The 24566-nt window shown below is 70.7% G+C and carries 20 protein-coding genes and 1 pseudogene; 8 read left to right on the top strand and 13 right to left on the bottom strand.

The genetic code is table 11. From position 1 onward, the window contains the following. Window positions 1-26: 26 nt before the first annotated feature. Window positions 27-503: a macro domain-containing protein gene (locus tag AS594_RS05990; RefSeq protein ID WP_069926027.1), complete on the bottom strand. Its 477-nt coding sequence runs from the start codon at window positions 501-503 to the stop codon at window positions 27-29. A 120-nt stretch (window positions 504-623) separates the two neighbouring features. On the opposite strand from AS594_RS05990, the gene AS594_RS05995 reads away from it, so the two are divergent. Continuing rightward, window positions 624-1352 (top strand): MerR family transcriptional regulator, encoded by a 729-nt coding sequence (locus AS594_RS05995; protein ID WP_069926028.1) that lies wholly within the window; start codon window positions 624-626, stop codon window positions 1350-1352. A 136-nt stretch (window positions 1353-1488) separates the two neighbouring features. On the opposite strand, the gene AS594_RS06000 is transcribed toward AS594_RS05995, so the two are convergent. The 4 genes from AS594_RS06000 to AS594_RS06015 all read right to left on the bottom strand — a co-directional run bounded on the left by AS594_RS06000 (window position 1489) and on the right by AS594_RS06015 (window position 7323). Then, a complete protein-coding gene (locus tag AS594_RS06000) occupies window positions 1489-3663 on the bottom strand; it encodes a 3-hydroxyacyl-CoA dehydrogenase NAD-binding domain-containing protein (protein WP_069933343.1) in 2175 nt (724 codons plus the stop codon). A gap of 35 nt (window positions 3664-3698) precedes the next feature. Beyond that, entirely contained in the window at window positions 3699-4913 is a 1215-nt protein-coding gene (locus AS594_RS06005; RefSeq protein WP_069926030.1) for an acetyl-CoA C-acetyltransferase, read from the bottom strand. Between the two features lie 72 nt (window positions 4914-4985). Further along, on the bottom strand, window positions 4986-6128 hold the full coding sequence (locus AS594_RS06010; protein ID WP_069934978.1) for an acyl-CoA dehydrogenase family protein: 1143 nt from the start codon (window positions 6126-6128) through the stop codon (window positions 4986-4988). A gap of 46 nt (window positions 6129-6174) precedes the next feature. Further along, window positions 6175-7323, bottom strand: coding sequence for a CaiB/BaiF CoA transferase family protein (locus AS594_RS06015; protein WP_240508949.1), 1149 nt, complete (start codon window positions 7321-7323; stop codon window positions 6175-6177). 132 nt (window positions 7324-7455) lie between these two features. Between AS594_RS06015 and AS594_RS06020 the strand changes: the two genes are divergently transcribed. Beyond that, window positions 7456-8667 (top strand): saccharopine dehydrogenase family protein, encoded by a 1212-nt coding sequence (locus AS594_RS06020; protein WP_069933340.1) that lies wholly within the window; start codon window positions 7456-7458, stop codon window positions 8665-8667. Between the two features lie 19 nt (window positions 8668-8686). On the opposite strand, the gene mmpA is transcribed toward AS594_RS06020, so the two are convergent. Both mmpA and AS594_RS06030 read right to left on the bottom strand, forming a co-directional pair. Continuing rightward, window positions 8687-8869 carry a morphogenic membrane protein MmpA gene (gene mmpA, locus AS594_RS06025; protein ID WP_069926034.1) on the bottom strand — a complete coding sequence of 61 codons (183 nt, stop codon included), beginning with the start codon at window positions 8867-8869 and terminating at the stop codon, window positions 8687-8689. A 51-nt stretch (window positions 8870-8920) separates the two neighbouring features. Next, window positions 8921-9622: an endonuclease V gene (locus AS594_RS06030; protein WP_069926035.1), complete on the bottom strand. Its 702-nt coding sequence runs from the start codon at window positions 9620-9622 to the stop codon at window positions 8921-8923. A gap of 34 nt (window positions 9623-9656) precedes the next feature. Here AS594_RS06030 and AS594_RS06035 point away from each other — a divergent pair, with 34 nt between their 5' ends. Further along, on the top strand, window positions 9657-9956 hold the full coding sequence (locus AS594_RS06035) for a YciI family protein (protein ID WP_069930306.1): 300 nt from the start codon (window positions 9657-9659) through the stop codon (window positions 9954-9956). A 35-nt stretch (window positions 9957-9991) separates the two neighbouring features. Here the strand turns inward: AS594_RS06035 and AS594_RS06040 are convergent, their stop codons facing one another. Next, window positions 9992-10495 (bottom strand): FBP domain-containing protein, encoded by a 504-nt coding sequence (locus AS594_RS06040; RefSeq protein ID WP_069926036.1) that lies wholly within the window; start codon window positions 10493-10495, stop codon window positions 9992-9994. 81 nt (window positions 10496-10576) lie between these two features. After that, on the bottom strand, window positions 10577-11674 hold the full coding sequence (locus AS594_RS06045) for a WD40/YVTN/BNR-like repeat-containing protein (RefSeq protein WP_079148269.1): 1098 nt from the start codon (window positions 11672-11674) through the stop codon (window positions 10577-10579). Window positions 11675-11894: 220 nt separating this feature from the next. On the opposite strand from AS594_RS06045, the gene ssgD reads away from it, so the two are divergent. The 3 genes from ssgD (at window position 11895) to AS594_RS06060 (ending at window position 15415) form a co-directional block, all read left to right on the top strand. After that, window positions 11895-12311: a spore wall synthesis regulator SsgD gene (gene ssgD, locus AS594_RS06050; protein WP_069934979.1), complete on the top strand. Its 417-nt coding sequence runs from the start codon at window positions 11895-11897 to the stop codon at window positions 12309-12311. A gap of 297 nt (window positions 12312-12608) precedes the next feature. Continuing rightward, window positions 12609-14243, top strand: coding sequence for an ABC-F family ATP-binding cassette domain-containing protein (locus AS594_RS06055; protein WP_069933338.1), 1635 nt, complete (start codon window positions 12609-12611; stop codon window positions 14241-14243). Between the two features lie 197 nt (window positions 14244-14440). Continuing rightward, window positions 14441-15415: an acyl-ACP desaturase gene (locus AS594_RS06060; protein ID WP_069926040.1), complete on the top strand. Its 975-nt coding sequence runs from the start codon at window positions 14441-14443 to the stop codon at window positions 15413-15415. Between the two features lie 144 nt (window positions 15416-15559). Here the strand turns inward: AS594_RS06060 and AS594_RS06065 are convergent, their stop codons facing one another. The 3 genes from AS594_RS06065 to AS594_RS06075 all read right to left on the bottom strand — a co-directional run bounded on the left by AS594_RS06065 (window position 15560) and on the right by AS594_RS06075 (window position 18573). Then, window positions 15560-17161 (bottom strand): GMC family oxidoreductase, encoded by a 1602-nt coding sequence (locus AS594_RS06065; RefSeq protein WP_069933977.1) that lies wholly within the window; start codon window positions 17159-17161, stop codon window positions 15560-15562. A gap of 98 nt (window positions 17162-17259) precedes the next feature. Beyond that, window positions 17260-17508: a WhiB family transcriptional regulator gene (locus AS594_RS06070; RefSeq protein WP_069926041.1), complete on the bottom strand. Its 249-nt coding sequence runs from the start codon at window positions 17506-17508 to the stop codon at window positions 17260-17262. 90 nt (window positions 17509-17598) lie between these two features. Continuing rightward, entirely contained in the window at window positions 17599-18573 is a 975-nt protein-coding gene (locus AS594_RS06075) for a multicopper oxidase domain-containing protein (RefSeq protein WP_069933337.1), read from the bottom strand. Between the two features lie 177 nt (window positions 18574-18750). On the opposite strand from AS594_RS06075, the pseudogene AS594_RS06080 reads away from it, so the two are divergent. After that, window positions 18751-21239: pseudogene (locus AS594_RS06080) on the top strand (ThuA domain-containing protein). A 60-nt stretch (window positions 21240-21299) separates the two neighbouring features. After that, window positions 21300-23462: an OmpL47-type beta-barrel domain-containing protein gene (locus AS594_RS06085; protein WP_079144917.1), complete on the top strand. Its 2163-nt coding sequence runs from the start codon at window positions 21300-21302 to the stop codon at window positions 23460-23462. 11 nt (window positions 23463-23473) lie between these two features. On the opposite strand, the gene AS594_RS06090 is transcribed toward AS594_RS06085, so the two are convergent. Continuing rightward, window positions 23474-24562, bottom strand: coding sequence for an ABC-2 transporter permease (locus tag AS594_RS06090; RefSeq protein ID WP_069926044.1), 1089 nt, complete (start codon window positions 24560-24562; stop codon window positions 23474-23476). Window positions 24563-24566: the final 4 nt, after the last annotated feature.

Below are 24566 nucleotides of genomic sequence, written 5' to 3' on the forward strand. Positions count from 1 at the left end.
GTGAGCGGCGAGCAGCGCGCCCGCGTTCAGTCGTGGTCGTAGACCGTGACCGCGATCCCGCGCCGCACCAGCCGCTCCTCTATCAGCGGTTCGACGCGCGACCACTTTCCGCCCGCGAGTCCGCAGCCGATGCGGGGCAGGTGAACCGAGGCGCCCAGTTCGGCCGCCTTGGCCGCCACCGCGTCGAGCGCCGTGCCGATGGCCTCGTACCGGACCGGCACCCCCTTGCTGCCGGTGCGGATGCCGCGCTGGCCGACCATGTTGGCCACCCACACGTACGGCTCGGCCTGTACGAACTGAACCGCGCCCAGGCCGAAGTCGTTGGCGGCCCGCTCCCGGTGCCAGCGGCGGTAGGCCGCCTCCGGTCCGGGCCAGCGGCGCGACAGCGCCACCACGAAACCCTTGCCCCAGCCGCCCAGGTCGTTGCAGACATGCGCGATGATCTTGACGCCCTTGCCCTGTGGGGCGGTGGCGTCCCCCCGTACGTAACCGATCTCGGACATGGCACAACCGTACGGGCCACCACTGACAGCCCGGCGGTGCCGGACGCTTTCACAACAATGGTGAGACAGCAATACTGTTGCACCGGAGAGCCGCACAGCAGTGGGAAGCGAGGCGCAGACATGACGACGGACACCGACGAGCCGACGCTCACGGTAGACGAGCTGGCCGCACGGGCCGGGGTCACGGTGCGTACGGTCCGCTTCTACAGCACCCGAGGGCTCCTGCCGCCGCCCGTCATCGGACCCCGCCGCGTCGGCCACTACGGTCCCGCCCACCTGTCGCGGCTGGCGCTCATCGAGGAACTCCAGCACCACGGCATGACGCTCGCGGCGATCGAGCGCTACCTGGAGCAGTTGCCGGCCGATCTGAGCGCCCATGACCTGGCGATACACCGTGCGCTGGTGGCGAGTTGGGTGCCGGACTCGGCGGAGGACGCGACACGGGCGGAGCTGGAGCGCCGGGCGGGCCGTGCGCTGTCGGAGGAGGACATCGACCGGCTCGCCGCGATGGAGGTCCTGGAGCGGGCGGACTCCCCCGACGCCTTCCGGGTCGACCCGGGCCTGCTGGCCCTCGGCGTACAGCTTCTCGGCGTGCCCATAGCCCACGAGACGATCCTCGCCGCCCGCACGATTCTGCTGGAGCACACACGCTCGGCCGCGCACGCCCTGACGAACCTTTTCAAGGACGAGGTGTGGGGTCCGTACCGCGAGCGCGAGTCGGATCCCGAGCATGTGAAAGCGATGAAGTCGCTGTCGGCGCACATGCAGCCGATGGTGGTGCAGGCACTGGTAACGGCATTCCAGCGCTCGCTGAAGGAAGAGCTGCGGGCGGCGTTCACCGCGGAGTGAGGGCTGAGGGGCCGCCGCCGGGCGGGGAGCCCCCGGTCGGCGGCGGTCCTCGGCCCCGCACCATCCGGCGCCGCCCCTCACCGCCCCGCACCGTCCGGCGCCGGCCCGCGCGAGGGACCGGCGCCGGACGGCGGGATCACGCGTCGCTGAACTTCTCGCCCCGCTCCGCCTTCTCCACCAGCAGCGCGGGCGGCGTGAAGCGCTCGCCGTACGTCGCCGCCAGTTCGCGCGCGCGGGCCACGAAGCCGGGCAGGCCGCCCTCGTACCCGTTGATGTACTGGATCGCGCCGCCCGTCCAGGCGGGGAAGCCGATGCCCATGATGGAGCCGATGTTGGCGTCGGTCACGGAAGTGAGTACGCCCTCCTCGAAGCAGCGCACGGTGTCCAGCGCCTCGGAGAAGAGCATCCGCTCCTTCATGTCGGCGAAGGGGATCTCCGCGCCGGGCTTCGCGAAGTGCTCGCGCAGGCCCGGCCACAGACGCGTGCGCTTCCCGTCCTCGCCGTACTCGTAGAAGCCCGCCCCGCCGCTCCTGCCCGTACGACCGAACTCGTCGACCATGCGGTCGATGACCGCGTCCGACGGGTGGCCCGGCCAGGTGCCGCCCGCTTCCTCGACCGCCCGCTTGGTCTCGTTGCGGATCTTGCGCGGGAGGGTGAGGGTCAGCTCGTCCATCAGGGAGAGGACCTTCGCGGGGTAGCCGGCCTGGGCCGCCGCCTGCTCGATGGACGCGGGCTCGATGCCCTCGCCGACCATCGCGACGCCCTCATTGATGAACTGGCCGATGACGCGCGAGGTGAAGAAGCCGCGCGAGTCGTTGACGACGATCGGCGTCTTCTTGATCTGGCGTACGAGGTCGAAGGCGCGGGCCAGCGCCTCGTCGCCCGTCCGCTCGCCCTTGATGATCTCGACGAGCGGCATCTTGTCGACGGGCGAGAAGAAGTGCAGGCCGATGAAGTCGACGGGGCGCGAGACACCTTCGGCAAGGCCGGTGATGGGCAGCGTGGAGGTGTTGGAGCACAGCAGCGCGTCCGGCTCCACGATGTCCTGGATCTCCTGGAACACCTTGTGCTTGAGCGAGGTGTCCTCGAACACCGCCTCGATCACCGCGTCGCAGCCCGCCAGGTCGGCGGGGTCGGCGGTCGGCGTGATGAGTGCCAACAGCGCGTCCCGCTTCGCCTCGGTCGTACGGCCGCGCGACAGGGCCTTGGCGAGCAGCTTCTCGGAGTACTCCTTGCCCCGGGCGGCGGCTTCGGCCGTCACGTCCTTGAGGACGACCTCGATGCCGGCGCGGGCGCAGGAGTACGCGATCCCCGCACCCATCATCCCGGCGCCGAGGACGGCGACCTTGCGGACGGGGCGGGGCTCGATGCCCTTGGGACGGTTGGCGCCGGAGTTGACGGCCTGGAGGTCGAAGAAGAACGCCTGGATCATGTTCTTGGCGATCTGCCCGGTGACCAGCTCGGTGAAGTACCGGGCCTCGATGGTCAGCGCGGTCTCGAAGTCGACCTGCGAGCCCTCGACGGCCGCCGCGAGGATGTTGCGCGGGGCCGGGTAGGGGGCGCCTGCCGTCTGCTTCTTGAGATTGGCCGGGAAGGCGGGCAGGTTCGCCGCGAAGCGGGGGCTGGCGGGGGTGCCGCCGGGGATCTTGTAACCCTTGACGTCCCAGGGCTGGTGCGATTCCGGGTTCGCGTCGATGAACGCGCGGGCCTTGGCCAGCATCTCGTCGGGCGTGGCGGCGACTTCGTGGACCAGGCCGTTCTCCATGGCCCGCTGCGGGCTGTACTGGGTGCCCTGGAGCAGGACCTTGAGGAGCGCGTCCGCGATGCCCATGAGGCGTACCGTGCGGGTGACGCCGCCACCCGCGGGGAGCAGGCCGAGCGTGACCTCGGGCAGGCCGATCTTGGAGCCGGGCGCGTCGAGGGCGACACGGTGGTGGCAGGCGAGGGCGATCTCGTAACCGCCGCCGAGGGCCGCCCCGTTGATGGCGGCGACGACGGGCTTGCCGAGGGTCTCGATGCGGCGCAGGGATGCCTTGATCGCCGTACCGGTGTCGAAGACCTGCTGGGCGTTCTCCGGACCGACCTTGATCATGTCCTTGAGGTCGCCCCCGGCGAAGAAGGTCTTCTTGGCGGAGGTGAAGACGATGCCGCGGATGGAGTCCTTCTCGGCCTCCGCACGGTCGGCGATGACGGCGATGGAGTCCTTGAACGCCTGGTTCATGGTGTTCGCGGACTGGTTGGGATCGTCGAGGACGAGGGTGACGACACCGGTCTCGTCCTGTTCCCAGCGGATGGTGGTGCTCTCGCTCATGAGTTTTCTTCTCCGTAAGGGGTGGGACGGGACGGTCAGAGACGCTCGATGACGGTGGCGATGCCCATGCCGCCGCCGACGCACAGCGTGGCCAGGCCGTACCGCTGGTCGCGGCGCTCCAGCTCGTCGATGAGCGTGCCGAGGATCATCGCGCCGGTGGCGCCCAGCGGGTGGCCCATGGCGATGGCGCCGCCGTTGACGTTGACCTTGTCGAGGGAGATGCCCATGTCCTTGACGAAGCGCAGTACGACGCCCGCGAACGCCTCGTTGATCTCGACCAGGTCGATGTCGTCGATGGTCAGGCCCGCCTTGGCGAGTGCCTTGCGGGTGGCGGGCGCGGGGCCGGTCAGCATGATCGTCGGCTCGGAGCCGGAGACGGCGGCCGACACGATGCGGGCGCGGGGCGTCAGGCCGTAGCGCTCGCCGACCGCCTGCGAGCCGATGGCGACGAGAGCCGCGCCGTCGACGATGCCGGAGGAGTTGCCCGCGTGGTGGACGTGGTCGATCCGCTCGACCCAGTGGTACTTCTGGAGCGCGACGGCGTCGAAGCCGCCGTGCTCGCCGATCATGGCGAAGGACGGCTTGAGCGCGCCGAGCGACTCGGCCGTCGTACCGGGGCGCATGTGCTCGTCGTGGTCGAGGACCACCAGCCCGTTGCGGTCCAGGACGGGAACGACCGAGCGGGTGAAGCGGCCGTCCTTCCACGCCTCGGCGGCCCGTTCCTGCGACAGGGCGGCGTACGAGTCGACGTCGTGGCGGCTGAAGCCCTCGATGGTGGCGATGAGGTCGGCGCCGATGCCCTGGGGCGCGAACCCCGTGTCCCAGCTGGTCATGGGGTCCATGGCCCAGGCGCCGCCGTCGGAGCCCATGGGGACGCGTGACATCGACTCCACACCGCCCGCGAGGACCAGGTCCTCCCAGCCCGAGCGGACCTTCGCCGCCGCCATGTTGACGGCTTCGAGGCCCGACGCGCAGAAGCGGTTCTCCTGTACGCCCGCGACGGTGTCCGGCAGCCCGGCGGCCACTGCGGCGGTGCGCGCGATGTCCGAGCCCTGGTCGCCGAGCGGGCTGACGACGCCGAGGACGATGTCGTCGACGGCCGCCGGGTCCAGGTCGGGGAAGCGGCGGCGGATCTCGTGGATGAGGCCGACGACGAGGTCGATCGGCTTGGTGCCGTGCAGGGCGCCATTGGCCTTGCCGCGCCCGCGCGGGGTGCGGATCGCGTCGTACACAAACGCTTCGGTACTCAAGACAGCAGCCTTTCGAGGGGTACTAACAGAAGTCGGCGATCAGGAGCCGGGCGGCATGACCCGGGCGGGGCTTCAGGCGAGGAGCGAACGGCCGATGATCTCCTTCATGATCTCGGTCGTGCCGCCGTAGATCGTCTGGATGCGGCCGTCGGTGAAGGCCCTGGCGACGCGGTACTCGCTCATGTAGCCGTAGCCGCCGTGCAGTTGCAGGCAGCGGTCGGCGACCCGCTTCTGGAGTTCGGTGGCCCACCACTTGGCCATCGACGCGTGGACCGCGTCGAGTTCCCCGTTCGAGTGATCGACGATGCAGCGGTCGAGGAACGTACGGGTGACGGCGCACTCGGTGGCCATCTCCGCGATCTCGAAGCGGATGTGCTGGAGCTTCGACAGCGGCCGCCCGAACGCCTCGCGCTCCTTGACGTACGTCGTGGTGATCTCCAGCAGGTACTCGGCGGCGGCGATCCCGGCGACCGCGATGCCCATGCGCTCCTGGGCGAGGTTGGTCATCAGGTGGACGAAGGCCCCGTTGAGCTCCCCGAGCAGGTTCTCCTTGGGGACGCGTACGTCGTTGAAGAACAGCTCGGCGGTGTCCTGGGACTTCTGGCCGATCTTGTCGAGGTTGCGCCCGCGCTCGAACCCTTCGGCGCCGCGCTCCACGACGAGCAGGGACAGGCCCTTGGCGCCGCCCTCGGGCGACGTCTTGGCGACGACGATCACCAGGTCGGCGAGGATGCCGTTGGAGATGAAGGTCTTCGAGCCGTTGAGCAGCCAGTGGTCGCCCCGGTCCTCGGCCGTCGTACGGATGCCCTGGAGGTCCGAGCCCGCGCCCGGCTCCGTCATCGCGATGGCGGTGATCGTCTCGCCGGTGCAGAACCCGGGCAGCCAGCGCCGCTTCTGCTCGTCGGTGGCGAGGCCGGTAAAGTACGGGCCGATGATGTCGTTGTGCAGGCCGAGGGCGAGCCCCGCGGCGCCCGCGCGGGTGAACTCCTCGGCGAGTACGGCGCTGTAGCGGAAGTCGGCGTTGCCGCCGCCCCCGTACTCCTCCGGTACGGCGAGTCCGAGCAGGCCCTGCCTGCCCGCCGCAAGCCACGCCTCACGGCTGACGATGCCGTCCTTCTCCCACTGCTCGTAGTACGGCGTCACCTCCTTCGCCAGGAAGGTGCGCACCGTCTCCCGGAATGCCTCGTGCTCCACGGTGAAGATCTGACGCTTCAACTGACTCTGCCTCCTGGGTCCGGCCCTGATATTTCGGTCGGTTCCATCAGCCGTCGCCGTCCTTGCCGATGGTCCTCGCGATGCTCGGTACGTCCCAGTCGCGCGCCACTTCGGCGGTGTCCGCGCCGGGCCGGGCGGGGCCGCCGCGCACGGTGCCCGGTGTGGCCGAGAAGCGCGGTGCGGGCGCGGGCTGGGTGATGCCGCTGTGAGTGAGGAAGGTGGAGCGGGCGGCGAGGTGCGGGTGGGAGGGGGCCTCGCCCAGGGAGAGGACAGGAGCGACGCAGGCGTCCGAGTCCTCGAACACGGCGGTCCACTCGTCGCGGGTCCTCGTCCTGAAGCGGGCGGCGATCGACTCGCGCAGTTCGCCCCAGCGCGCCATGTCGCGGCGGGCGTCGGCCGCGCTCTCCTCCAGCCCCAGCAGCCGTGTGAACTCGGCGTAGAACTGCTGCTCCAGCGCGCCCACGGCCATGTACTGGCCGTCGGACGTCTCGTAGGTGCCGTAGAAGGGGCAGCCGCCGTCGAGCAGGTTCGATCCGCGCCGGTCCTGCCAGCCGCCGGCGGCCAGCATGCCGTGGATCATCGTGGCGAGGTGGGCGGCGCCGTCCACGATGGCGGCGTCGACGACCTGGCCGGCGCCGCCCTCGGAACGGGCGTGCTGAAGGGCGGCGAGGACGCCGATGACGAGGTACAGCGAGCCGCCCGCGTAGTCGCCGACGAGGTTCGCGGGGACGGTGGGCGGCTCGTCGGGCCTGCCGAACATGCCGAGGGTGCCGGTGAGGGCGATGTACGCGATGTCGTGCCCGGCGCGCCGGGCGAGCGGCCCGTCCTGGCCCCAGCCGGTCATCCGCCCGTACACGAGACGCGGGTTGCGGGCCAGGCAGGCGTCGGGGCCGACACCGAGGCGCTCGGCCACACCGGGACGGTAGCCCTCGATGAGTACGTCGGCGCGCTCGGCCAGGTCGATGACCTGGGCCGGTCCGTCCGCCGCCTTGAGGTCGACGATCACCGAGCGCTTGTTGCGGTTGGTGAGGTCGTACGCCGGATCGATGCCCAGCCCCGCGCCACCGGGACGGTCCACGCGCACCACGTCGGCGCCGAGGTCGGCGAGGAGCATGGCGGCGAACGGGCCGGGACCGATGCCCGCCAGTTCCACCACGCGCACTCCGGCGAGCGGGCCGTTCCCTGTCCCTGCCATCAAGCCCCCAGCGATGTGACACAACTGATGTAACATCAATGATGCTAAGAACGTGTTCCACTCAGCACAAGCCCTTGGGGCGAGCAAGCGCTTAGTTCTTTTTACCGGTGTTCACCGCTACCCTCTGCCCCCATGACCGAGACCGTTCAAGGCAGTGGCGCGGGCAGCGCGGAGCGCCCGTACGACATCGTGCTCTTCGGGGCGACAGGCTTCGTCGGGGAGCTGACCGCGCGCTACCTCGCGGCGCACGCACCCGCCGACTGCCGATGGGCGATCGCCGGGCGCAACCGGGCGAAACTGGAGAAGCTGCGCGAGCGGCTCATCTCGGTCAATCCGGCCTGCGCGACCCTGCCCGTCCTGCGGGCCGACGCGGCCGACCCGGGCTCCTTGCGCGCCCTCGCCGCCGGCACCCGTGTCGTGGCGACGACCGTCGGACCCTATGTCTGGTACGGCGAGGGGCTCGTCGCGGCCTGCGCCGACGCGGGCACGGACTACGCGGATCTGTCGGGCGAGCCGGAGTTCGCCGACCGGATGTATCTGGCGCACGACGCGCGGGCCCGCGAGACCGGGGCGCGGATTCTGCACGCGTGCGGCTTCGACTCGGTCCCGCACGACCTCGGTGTGTACTTCACGGTCCAGCAGCTGCCGGAGGGCATACCCCTGCGCGTCGACGGATACGTACGGTCGAACGCGATGTTCTCGGGCGGTACGTTCGCGTCCGCGATGACCGCTTTCGGGCGCGGCCGGCAGACGCTGCGGGCCGCGAAGGAACGGCGGCTGTCCGAGCCGAGGCTGGTGGGGCGGCGGGCGCGGGCACCGATCGGCGCACCGCGACGCAGCCGCGAGACGGGGACCTGGGCACTGCCGCTGCCGACCATTGATCCGCAGGTGGTGGCACGTTCGGCGGCCGCGCTGGAGCGGTACGGGCCAGACTTCCGCTACCGGCACTACGCGGCGGTGAAGTGGCTTCCGGTGGCGGCCGGCGGGGTCGCGGCGGTGGGGGCCGCGTTCGGGCTGGCCCAGATTCCGGCGGCCCGCGCGTGGCTGATGAGCCGGTACACGGCGGGCTCGGGCCCCGACGAGGAGCGCCGGGCGCGGAGCTGGTTCTCGGTGCGCTTCGTCGGCGAGGGCGGCGGGCGCCGGGTGTTCACCGAGGTGTCGGGAGGCGACCCCGGTTACGACGAGACGGCGAAGATCCTGGCCGAGTCGGTACTCTGCCTGGCCTTCGACGAGCTGCCCAGGACGTCGGGTCAGGTGACCACGGCGGCGGCGATGGGCGACGCACTGCTGGAGCGACTGGTGGCGGCCGGCCTGCGGTTCCGCGTGGCGGCCGTGCGGGAGTGAGGCGCGCGGGTCGCGTGCGTCAGCCGGAGAACCAGCCCGCCAGGGTGTAGATCATCCCGCCGGTCCAGCCGAGCGCGGCCAGGCCGCCGACCAGGATGACCATGTTCGTACGGCGGCCCGCACGGTGGACGGTGACGGATTCGGCCGCCGGCCTGGGGGTCCTGGGGTGAGTGGGGTGCTCCGGGTGCGTGTATGCGGTCATACGATCACTCTGTCCGATTACGGCAGTTCAAACATCCGTACAGATACTCAGTTACGTGGTTGTGCCGAAACCGGTGCCAATCGCCTCGTGCAGGGCGCGCCGGCACAGGGTGTCCGCAGCGCGCGTCGACTCCGGGAGCCGGAAGGCGGGCGCCAGGCGCAGGGCGTGCGCGCACGCGTTGTCCAGGCTCACGCGGTGGCCGACGGAGACGAAGACCGGCTTCACCCCGTCCTGGGTGCGCAGCGCGCGTCCCACTTCCTCTCCCGTCCCGTCGAGCAGGGGCGACACGGCGCCGCGGTGGTGGTCCGGCTGCTCGTACGTGAAGGTGAAGGGGTTCTTGGCCACGCCCATGGCCGCGAGGCCCGTCACGACGCCGAGGTGGCTGGCCAGGCCGAAGCGGCGCGGGTGAGCCTGCCCGTATCCGTCGCAGACGACCAGCCCCGGGTCCGTCGTCAGGGATTCGAGGGCGGCGACGACCGTCGGCAGCTCCCGGAAGGCGAGCAGCCCGGGAACGTACGGAAAGGCGACGCGGCCGACGGCCGTGGCCTCCTCCACGACGGCGAGCGTCGCGGCGTCGATGACCACGGCCGCCGCGGCCACCAGATCGCGCTCGTCGTCGTATGCCACGTCCACGCCCGTGACGAAACCGGTTCCCGGGGGCGGGCCGGGCTCGTCGAGCACGACGCGCGTGCGCAATTCGTCCTGGATCGCGCAGGCTTCGGCTTCGTCGGCGGGAGTGCGCAGGCTCTTCATAGTGATCAAAAGGGTACGGGGTAGCCTGGCGATCATGTTCGTAATGGAGTTGACCTACACCGCACCCGTCGAGCGCGTCGACGAGTTGCTGCAAGCGCACGTGGAGTGGCTGGACGCGCAGTACGAGGCGGGTGTTTTCATCGCCTCGGGGCGCAAGCAGCCGCGTGACGGCGGCGTGATCCTTGCCGTCGCGGACGACCGGGCCCGGATCGAGGAGATCGCGGCCGCCGATCCGTTCACGGTGGCGGGCGTCTGCGCGTACCGGATCACGGAGTTCGTGGCGACCAAGACCGCGCCCGCACTCGCCCCGTACCGCCAGCAGCTTCCGGCGTAGGGGGCGCGGCGCAGGGGCGGGCGCGTGGCGCCGCCCTAGCCCTGCGTCACCTTCGCCACGAAGGCGTCCAGGTTCGCGAGCGTGCGCGCGATCCGCTCGTCCTGGGTCAGGCTCTCCTCGTACCGGCCGCTGCGCAGCTTGGGCTGCCGCTTGCCCCGTACGTACAGGGAGCAGGCGAGGTCGGCGCAGACGTAGATGCCGACCGTGTTGCCCGCGCGGCCCCGGGCGCCCGCCAGAGGGGCCGCGAGAAGGGTGACGCCGGAGGAGGCGTGCCCGGTGAGGCAGAGCTGGCAGAGGCTGGACTTCACCGCGCTGGTGCGGGTCGCGCCGGGCACCCGCAGGGTCATCCCGAGCGGTCCGTCCGGGCGCGGCAGGACGAGATGCGCGCGCAGCGGCGCGCCCGGATCGACCCAGCCGAGGAAGTCCAGGTCGCCCCAGGGCAGTTCGGCGAAGTCGAGCGGCAGTTTCAGGCGCGACGCCTCGCCCTTGGTGCAGTTCACGAAGGACGAGCGGATCTGGTTCTCACTGAGCGGTTCCACGGGCGTCGACCGTACGGGCAGTCCGCCGCACCCGCATCCGATTATCCCGGCGTATCCCGGCGCGCGGGGGCCGCTCGGGGGTCAGAACTCCAGGCGCGCCACCCGGCCCTTCTCGCCCGAGGCCCAGCAGCCGAAGTCGCCGGCGCAGTCGACCGTGTCGTACGAGCCGGTGTCGATGGTCCGCCAGGTGCGGCCGCCGTCCAGGGTGAGGTCGGTCCCCGTGGGGCCGACCGCCAGCGCGCCGGACCTGGTGTGCGGCAGCCAGGTCACGCCCGAGCGGTACGCCGGCGGCGGGGTGCCGGCCTGCCGCCAGCTCGCGCCGCCGTCGCCGGTCACGGCCGCCGCCTTCGGCGACGCCTGCCCTGTGCGGTAGTCGCCGCCGACCGCGATGCCGTGGTGGCGGTCGCGGAAGGCGAGGCCGAAGACACCCCGCGCCGGGTCGCCCGCCGGGACCGTTGAATCCGCGGCGGCCCAGGTGAGGCCGCGGTCGGCGGAGTGCAGCACCCGGCCGGTGGCGCCGCCGCCGGTGGCGAGCCAGACGTCCCGCGGCCCGGAGCTGACCAGGCACTGGCCGCTCGCGGCGAAGCCCGCCTCACCGCTCTGCGCGGCGGGCATGCCGGCGTCCGGGAGGATCTTCCACGACCTGCCGCCGTCGCCGGTGGACAGGATGCGGAACTTGCCGTCGACCGGGTCGCTCATCGCGAGGCCGTTGCGGCTGTCGAAGAAGGTGACGCAGTCGTAGAACGCCTTCGGGTCGGTGTTGCGGAAGCTCTCGGTCCAGGTCGCGCCGCCGTCCCCGGTACGGAAGATCCGGGACGCCTCCCCCTCGCCGATCGCCAGCACCACCGCGCGCTGGCTGTCGAACGCCTCGATGTCACGGAACTCCATACCCTGCGCGCCCGCCGGCGAGACATCGAGCCAGCCGCGTCCCCCGTCGGCCGTACGCAGCACCGTCCCCCTGGAGCCCGCCACCCACGCGGTCTTCCTGCTGACCGCCGCGAGTCCGCGCAGCCGTACGTCCTTGCCGGTGTCCTTCAGCCGCCAGCCGGGCGGTGCTGTCTCCGCCGCCTCCGGCGGTGCGGGTGCGTCCGCCTGCGCGGGCGCGGCCAGGGCGGCGGCCAGCGCCGCCCCGCACAGGCCCAGCGACACCATTCGTCTCGTCTTCCCCATGCCCCTCATGGCGCTGGAAGCTAGCCCAGAGCACCGGCCCCGTCCAGGGTGCGTCGCCCGCTGCGCGCCCGGGTACCGGGGCGGGCACGGCACCGCGCGGCACGGCACGTCGCGGCGCGGGGTGCGACGGTGACGCAGGTCACATCACCGTCGCATGCACGGATTCCCGCGTTCTTACGTCTGTCCCTGTGACAGGACGCAACAACCGAACCGTGAGAGGGAGCAGGACGTGTCTCCCGTGATTGAGCAAGCCGTGCAGGCCCGTCTGGTCTCGTCGACACCCGGGACGGAGACGGTCTCGGCGACCTTGCGGTACGACCGCGCGGACCCGTTCGCCGTACGCATGGCCTCCCCCCCCGACGCCACCCTGGAGGGCACCGAGGTGTCCTGGGCCTTCGCCCGCGAACTGCTGGAGACGGGCACGGACCGGCAGGCCGGCCTGGGCGACGTACAGGTGCGGCCTTACGGGTACGGGCGGACCGTGCTGGAGTTCCATGCCGCGGAGGGCACCGCGATGGTCCACATCCGCACCGCCGACCTGCGCCGCTTCCTCAAGCGCACGCACGCGCTCGTCCCGGCCGGCGGCGAACACCTGCACCTCGACGTCGACCACGACTTGGCCGAACTCCTGCGTGACGCGCTGTGAAACAGGCTCGGTAAAAACAGCTTGGCATCCCGCAGGGCCGCGACGTACTTTGGTCGTGGCCCTGTTGTCGTCGATCGGAGTGGACGTTGCTCGTCTGAGGTCCTGAGACACCATGTCGCACAGCTCTCGTCTGTGCGCCCGTGTGCGACCTCGGCACCTGAGCCGTCCACCCCCTGACCGGGGCTGTTTCGCCGTCCCGGTCCCGGCGCGGGACTCCCCTCTCCGGCCGTACGCCGCCCACGCTCCCGGTGTCTCCACCCGTTGCCCTTGCTCGCACCCAGCAACCGGGAGGCCACCTTGTCCACCTTCCCCACCCATCTCACCTGCTCCGGGCTCACCTTCGGCTGGCCCGACGGAACGCCCGTCTTCGACGGGTTCCAAATGGCCGTCGGCCCCGGCCGAACGGGGCTCATCGGCCTCAACGGCTCCGGAAAGTCGACCCTGTTGCGGCTGGCCGCCGGTGAACTCACCCCCACCGCGGGAAAGATCCAGGTGGCCGGCGAAGTCGGCTACCTCCCGCAGGATCTCGTCCTCGACACCAGGCTGCGCGTCGACGAAGCACTCGGCATCGCCGACGCGCGCACCGCCCTGCACGCCATCGAGGCGGGCGAGGCCACGGAGGAGAACTTCACCGCCGTCGGCGACGACTGGGATGTCGAGGAGCGCGCCCGCGCCACCCTCGACCAGCTCGGGCTCCACCGTGTCGGCCTCGACCGGACCATCGGCGAGGTGTCGGGCGGCGAGTCGGTGCTGCTGCGGCTGGCCGCGCTGCTGCTGCGCCGGCCCGGCGTACTCCTCCTCGACGAGCCGACGAACAACCTGGACCGATGGGCGCGCGGGCGCCTTTACGCCGCCGTCGAGTCGTGGTCGGGCGTCATGATCGTGGTCAGCCACGACCGTGAACTGCTGGAGCGTGTCGACCAGATCGCCGAGCTGCGGGACGGTGAAGTCCGCTGGTACGGCGGCAACTTCTCGGCGTACGAGGAGGCGCTCGCCGTCGAACAGGAGGCGGCCGAACGCATGGTGCGGGTCGCGGAGGCCGATGTGCACCGGCAGAAGAAGGAGCTGGCTGACGCGCAGGTGAAGCTGGCCCGCCGCAAGCGGTACGGGCAGAAGATGTACGACACCAAGCGCGAGCCGAAGATCGTCATGAACGCACGCAAGCGCGCCGCGCAGGAGTCGGCGGGCAAGCACCGCATCATGCACGCCGAGAAACTGGCGGAGGCCAGGGAGCGGCTGAGCGGCGCGGTGGACGCGGTGCGCGACGACGACGAGATCAGCGTCGAACTGCCGTGGACGACCGTGCATCCCGGGCGCAGGGTGTTGACGCTGTGTGACCTCGGACTCCGGTACGGGTCCTCGGTCGCCGGCGAGTTCGAGATCCGCGGACCGGAGCGGATCGCACTGACCGGGCGCAACGGCGCGGGCAAGACGACGCTGCTGCGCACGATCACCGGGGAGCTGGAACCGGTCGCGGGCGAGGCGGTCGCTCATGTGCCGCTGCGCTTCCTGCCCCAGCGGCTCGACGTACTGGACGACGCGCTGACGGTGGCCGAGAACGTGGCGAGGTTCGCGCCGTCGGCGACCAACAACGCCATCAGGGCGCGGCTGGCGCGCTTCCTGTTCAAGGGGGCCCGAGCGGATCAGCCGGCCGGGACGCTGTCCGGCGGCGAGCGGTTCCGGGCGACGCTGGCGGCGCTGCTGCTGGCCGAACCGGCGCCGCAGCTGCTCCTGCTGGACGAGCCGACGAACAACCTGGACATGGCGAGTGTGCGGAGGCTGACGCAGGCGCTGGAGTCGTACGAAGGGGCGCTGATCGTGGCGAGCCACGACGAGCCGTTCCTGGAGTCCATCGGGATCACGCGGCGGCTGGAGCTGGGGCGGACGGGCGACGAGGAGGACGGCGAGGACCGGGAGGAGTCTTTGGGCTGATTTCGGGTGGTCCGGCGAAACGATGTGGGCGTGACATGGCTCTCGGTCCACCCGGGTGACCTGGTGTCATAACTGACGGTAAGGGGACATTACCGCCGGGGACTTGGCTCAACTCTTACGACCCCCTTAACCTACGGTCACGTAACCTACGAAGCCGTAGGTACTTCATGCCCCCGCCCCCGTCCCCAGGAGCACCAGTGACGATCACCTCTCCCCAACTCGGCAGTTCGGACGCGTGGACCGACGCCCGACTGCTGTACGCGCTGGAAGAGGTGGTGGAGAAGGAACTCAACCGCCATCTCAAGGTCGCCAAGGACTGGATGCCGCACGAGTACGTGCCGTTCTCCGACGGCAGGAACTTCCCCGGCATCTTCGACGACGGTCAGGCTTGGGAGCCCGAGCAGTCGAAGGTCACGGACATCGGCAAGATCGCGCTCGTGGTGAACCTCCTGACCGAGGACAACCTCCCCAGTTACCACCACGAGATCGCCTCCCTCTTCGGCCGCGACGGCGCCTGGGGCACCTGGGTGCACCGCTGGACGGCCGAAGAGGGCCGGCACGGCATCGTGATGCGGGACTACCTGCTGACGTCCCGTGCCGTTGACCCGGACAAGCTCGAGGCGTTCCGTATGCAGCACATGTCGGAGGGCTTCGAGTCCGACAACCGCCACTCGATGCTGCACTCGGTCGCGTACGTCGCCTTCCAGGAGCTCGCGACCCGCGTCTCGCACCGCAACACCGGCCACCAGTCGGGCGACCCCGTCTGCGACCGCATGCTGGCGCGTATCGCGACCGACGAGAACCTGCACATGGTCTTCTACCGCAACCTGCTGGGCGCGGCCTTCGAGATCGCTCCCGACCTGACGATGCAGTCGGTGCGCGACGTCGTCGTCGACTTCCGGATGCCCGGTCACGGCATGCCCGGCTTCGAGCGCGCCGCCGCCCAGATGGCGATCGGCGAGATCTACAACATGCGCATCCACCACGACGACGTGCTCCAGCCCGTCCTGCGCTACCTCAAGGTCCTGGAGATCGACGGGCTCGGCCCGGAGGGCCTCAAGGCACAGGAGGAGCTCGGCCTGTACATGAACGGGCTGGATGCCGAGGCGAGCAAATTCGACGAGAAGCTGGCCGCGCGCAAGGCCCGGATGGCCGCCCGCGCCGCCTCCTGACCCGCCGCGCTTCCCGGCGCTCCCCCTTGTCGGCTGTACGCCGTCACCACGGCACAGGCCGCGTCACGTACGCCCTGTACCGGGTGGCGGCGCGGCTGTTTCCGCAGGTCGGGCAGGTTCAGCGGGCCAGGCTGTCCCCGCGGGTCAGGAAGCCGGCCGCCGCACCCGGGCGTCCTCGCGGACGAGTTCCGCCGCCTTCTCGGCGATCGCCACCGTGGGTGCCTGCGTGTGCCCCCGCGTGATCCGGGGCATCACCGAGGCGTCCACCACGCGCAGCCCCTCCACTCCCCTGACCCGCAGCCCCGGATCGGTCACCGACCCCTCGTCGGACCCCATCCGGCACGTGCCGACCGGGTGGTAGAGCGTTTCGCAGGACTCCCGCACCGACCGGGCCAGCGCCTCGTCGTCGACGATGCCGGGATAGGGCGCCATCGGGCCCGCCGTGTACGGCGCGAACGCGCTGTCCGCGAACAGGGCCTCGGCCGTGCGCACGCCCGCCATCAGCCGCCGCAGGTCGGACACGTCCGTCAGATACCCGGGGTCGATGCGGGGCGCGGTGGCCACCCGCGCGTCGGTGAGGGTGACGCGTCCCTCGCTCGCCGGCTGGAGCAGGACGACCCCTATGGTGACGCCGTGCTCGGCCGGCGGCGTGAGGCCGTGCTCGAGGAAGGGCACCGGGGCGTAGATCAGCTCGATGTCGGGGGCGGCCAGTCCGGGCGTACTGCGCACGAACGCGACGGCCTCTCCGACGTTGGAGGTGAGCGGCCCGCGCCCGGACAGCAGGAAGCGGCCCACGTTGGCGAGCGTGTCCGCGCCCGTCAGGGTCACGGGCAGCGGGCAGCGCATGGCGACCGCGGTGGACAGGTGGTCCTGGAGGTGGCGGCCGACGTCCGGGGATTCCGCCCGCGGCTCGATCCCGGCCTCCCGGAGGTGGTCCGGGTCGCCGATGCCGGAGAGCATCAGCAGGTGCGGCGACCCGATGGCGCCCGCGCTCAGGATCACCTCCCGCCGGGCCCGCAGCACCGCGCCGCCCTCCGTGACCACGCCGTTGGCCCGGGTGCCGTCGAAGGTCAGCCGCCGTACCCGCGCGCCCGTGACCACGTCCAGGTTCCGGCGCCGCGCGGCCGGTTTCAGGTAGCCGTCGGCCGTACTCCACCTGCGCCCCGCGCGCTGGTTGACCGGAGTCGGGGAGAACCCGCTGGGGTCGGGACCGTTCAGCTCCGGGAGTTCCGTCAGCCCCGCTCCCCGGCAGGCCGCGAGGAAGGCCGCGGTGGTCGGATTCGGGTCGCGCGGCGGCGCGACGAACATCGGCCCGGCCGTCCCGTACACCGAGCGGCCGCCGACGGCCGACGTGTCGCCCGTCCACCGCTCCGCCCGCCGGAAGAAGGGTTCGATCCCGTCGTACGACCACTCGGCCCCGGCCGCCTCGCCCCAGGCGTCGTAGTCGTCGCGGTGGCCGCGCACCCACATCATCGCGTTGAGCGACGAGCAGCCGCCCAGCCCGTGGCCGCGCGGCCAGTACAGCTCGCGGTCGCCCAGCTCCGGTTGCCCGGCGGTGGTGAAGTCCCAGTCGTACGGCGTCTTGAAGAGCTTGGGGAACGCCGCGGGGATCCGTATCTCGGCCTTGCGGTCCCGGCCGCCCGACTCGACCAGCGCGACGCGCACGGTGGGGTCCTCGGAGAGGCGGGCGGCGAGCACACAGCCTGCCGATCCGGCCCCCACGACGACGTAGTCGTACGCCCTCATGTCGCCGTTGCTGCTCAACGCGTCTCCCCCTGGCGGTTCGCGGACGGTGCGGATCTCAGCATGTACGGCGGTGAGCCGACGTGCCAGGGGGCGTACGGTCAGCGCGTCGCGCCGCGCCTGAGGCCCAGTCTTTCCTTCTCGGAGAGTCCGCCCCAGACGCCGAACCGCTCGTCGTTCGTGAGCGCGTACTCCAGGCAGGCGACCCGCCCTTCGCAGGCGCCGCAGAGCTGCTTGGCCTCACGGGTGGAGCTGCCGGGGGCCGGGAAGAAGAACTCGGGCCCGGCCTGAGCGCACAGTGCGCTCTCCTGCCAGGAGAGTTCGGGCTCGTGAGTGATGTTGATGGACATGCTCCCCACCCTTCCCCCGATGGATCAACATCCGCTCAACGTCTTCTCAACGTCCGGTCAACGCCCCCCGCAGGCCGGAATCAGCCGGTCCTAGTGCGCGTGCTCCGGCGGGTGGTGGGGTTCGTGTCCCGGGATCGTCCCGTCGGGTTTCGCCACGAGGAAGAGTCCGGCCATCCCCATGTCGGAATGGCTCTGCACATGGCAGTGGTACATCCAGGCTCCCGCGCCGACGTGTTCCCCGGCGGTGATCTGGAAACCGAACGAGTCGGCCGGCCCCGTGATCTTGTTGTCGACCACCCGGCTGGGATCGTCGGGGCCGGTGAGCAGGCCGGTGCGGTTGTCGGCCCAGCGGTGACCGTGCATGTGGAACGTGTGGTAGAACTCGCCGTGCGTGATCATGACGATCTCGACGCGATCCCCCACGGTGGCCCGGAAGTCGGGGCTCTGGTGCGCCGGCCTGTTGTTGATCGTCATGTCGTTGAAGACGATGGTGAAGGTCTTGTCCGGCAGGATGTCGCCCTTGCGCCGGACGATCACTCCGCCGTAGAGCCCTTTGCGGATCCCACCCGTTCCGTGATCCGTGCCCACCACATGGTCGTGGTAGTGCCAGTACCCCGCGCTGCCGCTCCGCCAGGTGCCGTCCTTGCGCCGGCCCGGGAGATGCGTGCGCCAGGTGTACGTCCGGGTCCCGCCGGGCTCGACATGACTCCTGCTCAGTCTGGTGCCGTCACTGGCGATGTCGTAGTCGACGCCGTGCACATGGAGACTCGCGGGCACGTCGAGCGTGTTCTCGAACTCGATGTGCACGGTGTCGCCCTCGACGATGTCGATCAGCGGCCCCGGCACCGACGCCTTGCCCTTTTCGAAACCGTAGCCCAGCTGCCCGTCGGGGAGCTTCTCGGCGTACATCTTCAGCCGGTGGACCCGACCGCCGGCCGGAGCGGTCCTCGGCGGGCCCTCCGCCGCCGCGGAGCTCGCGGAGCCCGCGAGCGACAACGATGTCACGCCGGTCGCCGCGACGGCTCCGCCTGCCAGCAGCCGCCGGTTGAAGCTTCGTCTGTCCATGGTCCGAACTCCCCACGCGCGTACCGGAGATTGACGGGCACACCGTAGCGGGAGCGCCCCAGTTCATCCACACCAAGGACAAAGTTGGCGGCATTACGGTCATACCTCTTGGCGCGTCGCGAAAAGAGGTCTAGCTTCATCGGCTGTTCCTGTGACCACTGAGGGATGGGTGAACACATGCAGCGCGCACCACATCACCGGTCAAGACGCCGAAGCGGCCTGACGGCCTTGCTGACAGCGGGAGTTGTCGCAACCGGCCTGCTCGGCGGCGCCTCGGCCGCCGCCAGGCCGTACCCGGAGCCTCCGCCCACGACAACGTTGTCGCTCCCCGCACTGCCGTCTCCGCCCGGCGGCGCGAACGTCCGTGTGCTCGTCTTCCACGGTTCGGCGGGCGCCGACGAGCCACCGACCGTCAACGCCGGCATCGAGGCCATCGAGGCCATCGGCCGGTCCGGCCCGGCGGCGCAGCGCTTCCGCGTCGAAGCCACGGACGACGCGAGCGTCTTCACCGCCGCCCGACTGGGCAAGTTCAACGCCGTCGTGTTCCTGACCGGCAGCGGCGACGTCCTTGATCCCGAGCAGGAGGCGGGGCTGGAGGCGTACATGGAGGCCGGCGGCGGCTTCCTCGGGATTCACGACGCGGCGCGCACCGAACCGTACTCCGACTGGTTCGGCGGCCTGATCGGGGCGCGGCCCGCCTCGGGCGGGCCCACCGGCGTACAGCGCGCGACCGTGGAGGTCGGCGACCGGCAGCACCCGGCGGCCAAGGCTCTCCCGCTCCAGTGGAAGCGCCCCGACAAGTGGCTGAACTGGACGAAGAACCCGTCCGGGGACGTCCACACCGTGGCGCGCGTCCGTGAGGCGACGTACAAGCCCGGGACGAGCGCGAACGGCTGGGACCACCCGGTCTCCTGGTGCCGGGACTACGACGGCGGCCGGTCCTTCTACACCGGCATGGGCGGTACGGCCGAGTCCTTCCAGGAGGCGGACTTCCGCGACCACCTGCGCGGCGCCCTCCAGTGGACGACGCGCCTCGTACGGGCCGACTGCAAGGCGGGCGTCAACGCCCACTACAAGGCCGAGCGCCTCACCGCGCCCAACCAGCCCGGCCAGTCGGACCAGATCGGTGAGCCGCACGGCCTGGTGACCGCGAAGGACGGCCGGGTCATCTACATCGGCCGGGGCGGCGGCGACGGCAACGCGCCGGTCGTCACCGACTGGAACAACCCCGACATCGGCAAGGGCCAGGGCCAGATCCACGTCTACGACCCGAAGACGAAGAAGGTGACGCTCGCGGGCGCCCTCACCGTCTTCGGCAACAAGGGCGGCGGCGACGAGCTGGTCAAGAACGAGGAGGGGCTGCTCGGCGTCGAGACGGACCCGGACTTCCTCACCAACGGCTGGGTGTACCTGCACTACACACCCCACTCGCGGATCAACCGCGACACGCACATGGCCGAGCGCCGCGTCTCCCGCTTCACGCTCGACCTCGCCACCAACAAGCTGGACCTCGCCTCCGAGAAGGTCCTGCTGAAGTGGCCGGTGCAGATCCACAGTTGCTGCCACTCCGGAGGCGGCCTGGCGTGGGACTCGAAGCAGAACCTCTACATCGCCACGGGTGACAACAACTCCTCGCGCTTCAGCGACGGTTACTCCGGCAACAACCCGGAGCCGAACTTCAAGGGCGTGTCCTTCGCGGACGCCCGCCGTACCGCCGGCAACACGAACAACCTCAACGGCAAAATCCTGCGGATCCACCCGAGGACGACGGTACGTACACGCTCCCCGAGGGCAATCTCTTCACGGGCAGGGAGCCGGACGAGGGCGGCGGCAAGACGCGCGGCGAGATCTATGTGATGGGCGTGCGCAACCCGGCGCGTATCGCGGTCGATCCGAAGACCGACATCCTGTACGCCGGTTGGGTCGGCCCGGACGCCGGGGCGCCCAGCACCACCTGGGGCCCTGCGAAGTACGACACCTTCGCCGCGATCACGAAGCCGGGCAACCACGGCTGGCCGTACTGCATGGGCAACAACCAGCCGTACCGCGACCGCAATCTGCCCGACCCGGCCAAGCCGCTGGGCTGGTACGACTGCGCCAAGCCGAAGAACGAGTCCCCGAACAACGACGGCCTGGTCAACCTCCCGCCCGTCACGCCCAACACCATCTGGTACTCGCCCCAGGGTGGCGGCGTGGACTACCCGCGCGATGCCAACGGCGTGCCGAGCTACAAGCAGGAGGAACAGAAGATCCTCCTGCCGTGGCTCAAGGGCGGCGGCCAGGCGACGATGAACGGCCCGGTCTACCGGTACGACGCGGCGAGCGACAGCGAGGGCAAGTGGCCGTCGTACTGGGACGGCAAGTGGTTCGTCGGGGACTTCTACGACGGCGACCAGCCGCGCCACGCGGTGCTGACCGACCCTAAGACCGTGGGCAACGGCGGGCTTCCCACGCACGCCGAGTCCCTGAAGAAGATCATTCCGGTGGGCGCGGACGGCATCCGCAACCTCATGGACTGGAAGTTCGCGCCGGACGGCTCGCTCTACGTCCTCGACTACGGGCGCGGGTTCTTCACCTCGGACGCCAAGTCGGCGCTGTGGCGCGTGACGTACAAGGGCGGCGAGCCGACGCCGGCCGCCGCCGACCTGGCCAGGAAGGCGGAGTAGGCAGTGAAGCTGAAACGAAGAGCTCCTCACCTGTGGACGGCGCTCGCGGCCGCCCTGCTGATGGTCCTCGGCCTGACGTCGACGGCGGCGTACGGCCGCGAGGACGGCGGGGCGGCGACGCGGGCCGCCGCCGCTCAGACCCTCACCTGGACCGCCGGCGACCCGATCGACCGCTACCTGACCTTCCCGAGGACGGCGGTGGCAGGCGAGACGACGATCGTCTTCGAGAACAGCGCGGCGACCGGCAACACGACCGGGATGCCGCACACGCTGACGTTCGACGTCTCCGACCCCGAGTACAACAACGACGTACAGCTGAACATGCTCGCCAACCCGAGTGACGCCCAGGGCGGCCGGCACACCGCCACCGTCACCCTCACCCCCGGCCGGTACTTCTACCACTGCACGATCCCGGGGCACGGCTCGATGCAGGGCATTCTCACCGTCACCGAGGGCGGCGGCGAGGACACCACGGCGCCGGAGACCTCCGCGAAGGTGGAGGGCGAGAAGAACGCCGACGGCGCGTACGTCGGACACGCCTCGGTGACGCTGGCGGCGACCGACGCGGGCTCGGGCGTGGACAGGATCGAGTTCGCGGTCGGGGCGGACGGCGCGTGGCAGCCGTACACCGCGCCGGTCATGGTCCACCAATTCGGTACGCACAAGATCCGGTACCGGGCCACCGACAAGGCGGGCAACACCGCCGCCGAGAAGGCCGTCGACTTCACCGTCGTCGCCCCGCCGACCGACGACAAGACCCCGCCGGAGACCTCGGCGACGGTGAGCGGTGAGAAGAATCCCGAGGGCCGCTACCTGGGCATGGCGACGGTCACGGTGACCGCGTCCGACGCCGGTTCGGGCGTCAACACGATCGAGTACGCGCTCGGGGCGTCCGGTGCCTGGACGGCGTACAGCGGCCCGGTCATGGTCCACCAGGTCGGTACACACAAGATCCGGTACCGGGCCACCGACAAGGCGGGCAACACCGCCGCCGAGAAGGCCGTCGACTTCACCGTCGTCGCCCCGCCGACCGAGGACAAGACCCCGCCGGAGACGACGGCGACGGTGACCGGCGACAAGAACGCCGACGGCGCGTACATCACCAGCGCCAAGGTGGCGCTCGCCGCGACGGACGCGGGCGGCTCGGGCGTCGACAAGGTCGAGTACTCGCTGGACGGCGGCCCGTACCTGGCGTACACCGTGCCGGTGATCGTCGACCGCGTCGGCCGGCACACGGTCTCCCACCGCGCGACCGACAAGGCGGGCAACACGTCCGTCGCCAAGCAGGTGGCCTTCACGGTCGCGGAGGGCGGCGGCGTACCCGCGCCGAACTGCCCGGAGCACGACGAGCGGCTGACCGTCATCGTCGGCACGGTCGACACGGGCGTACCGAATCGCATCACGCGCAGCCGGTGCACCATCAACGAGCTGATCGAGGACGAGCGGGAGTGGACCTCCCAGGCCCTGTTCCTCAAGCACGTCGACAAGGTCCTCGACAAGCTGCTGTACGACGGTGTGATCGACGAGCGGGAGCACCGGAAGATCTACCGCGCCGCCAGGCAGTCCGGCATCGGCAAGCCGGGTCAGACGGCCGGGTACCGCGACCTGTTCGACGGAACGCGGTCCTCCTTCGCCAAGTGGCAGCAGGTGGGCGGCGGTTCGTTCGGCCTGAACGCGGACGGCTCGATGACGAGCAGCACGACGACGCCCGGCATGGGCATGCTGTGGTTCCCGGAGCGCCGCTACGAGGACTTCTCCCTCAAGCTGCGCTGGCGCGACGACGCCCCCGGCACGGGCAACGCCAACGCCGGTGTCTTCGTCCGCTTCCCGCAGGTCCACGACCATCCGGAGGAGCCGCGTCCGGAGTGGGTCGCCATCAAGTACGGGCACGAGGTGCAGATCCTGGACCGCCCGGACGGCGACATGTACAAGACCGGCTCGGTGTACGGCTTCGACCGGGTGGGCCTGGGCGGGGCGGGCGTCACGCCCAAGGGCACCTGGAACGACTACGAGATCCGGGTGGAGGGCCAGCACTACTCGGTCTTCAGGAACGGTGTCCTGATCAACGAGTTCGACAACAACGGCGGGCAGGACTTCTCCCCGCCGCGCGCCGACGACCCGGGGACGGACGGCCGGCGGTACGCCTCCGGCTACATCGGCCTCCAGGTCCACGGGACCACCGACGTGATCTCGTACCGCGACATCCGCGTCAAGGAGCTGTAGGGGACCGCGGCCTACGCCCCGGCGGGCTCGGCGGCGTGCGCGGGCACGCGGTCGCGTCCGCCGGGGTGACGGTGGCGGTAGACCCAGAAGACCGTGCAGGAGACCAGGGACCAGGCGGCCAGCACCAGGAAGGGGAAGAGGTGCTGGTGGCCCTGGAAGTACACGGCCGTGTGCTGCGCGTTGACGGAGGCGCCCGGCGGCAGCCACCGGCCGATGTGGCCGAGTGCGGACGGCAGCAGCGGCCAGGACACCGCGCCGCCCGACGACGGGTTGCCGAGGAGCACCATCAGCCCCCAGGTGGGGACCATCGCCCAGCGGCCCATGAGGGTGTTGAACATCGTGAAGACCATGCCCGATGTGAACATCGTCAGCGCCAGGATGAACCACGACTCGGCGAACGGCAGGTCGAGCGCCCCGAGCAGCCAGTCCACCGTGGCGGCGATCGCGAACGCGCCCAGGAGCGCGTAGGCGAGGGTGAAGGCGATGCGCTCGGCCGGATTCAGGCCGCGGGCGTGGACGCTGAGCTGGATGGCACCGACGAACCCGATGATGACGGCCGCGAGCGAGATGTAGAAGAGGGCGAGCCCGCGCGGGTCACCGTCCTGGAGGGGCTTGATGTCCCTGATCACGACGGGTACGCCGGTCCGTTGACCTACCTCCGCGCCCGTTTCGGCGAGGACCTGCGCGACGGAGGCGCCGGACGCGCCCGCCACGTCGAGTTCCACGCCCGGGCCCCGGGGCCGCAGGATCGCGAACTCGTCCTGCTCGTCGACGGCGTCGCGCGCCCCGGCGTACGTGGCGTAACGGGTCAGCACGAGTGAGGTGTTGAGCGCCTTCTCCATGCCGGTGACGAACGCCCGCCCGCCGCCGCTCTCCAGGCTCCCGACCACCGCGGTGGGAATCCGGTGCGGCGTGGGGTTGGCCATCGTGTACGTGTAGGAGCCGGCGAAGAGCCCGGCGGCGAGGGCGAGGATGAACACCAGGACGAGGGCGGGCAGGAACGGTGACTCTTTGAAGGCCGCCCACTTCTCGGCGCGGGTCGGCGGTCTGCCGTGCGCACCGTGCGACGCCTCCCCCGCCTCTTCCGGTGCGCCGGTCATCGGT

It is taken from the genome of Streptomyces agglomeratus (assembly GCF_001746415.1).
GTDB lineage: Bacteria > Actinomycetota > Actinomycetes > Streptomycetales > Streptomycetaceae > Streptomyces > Streptomyces agglomeratus.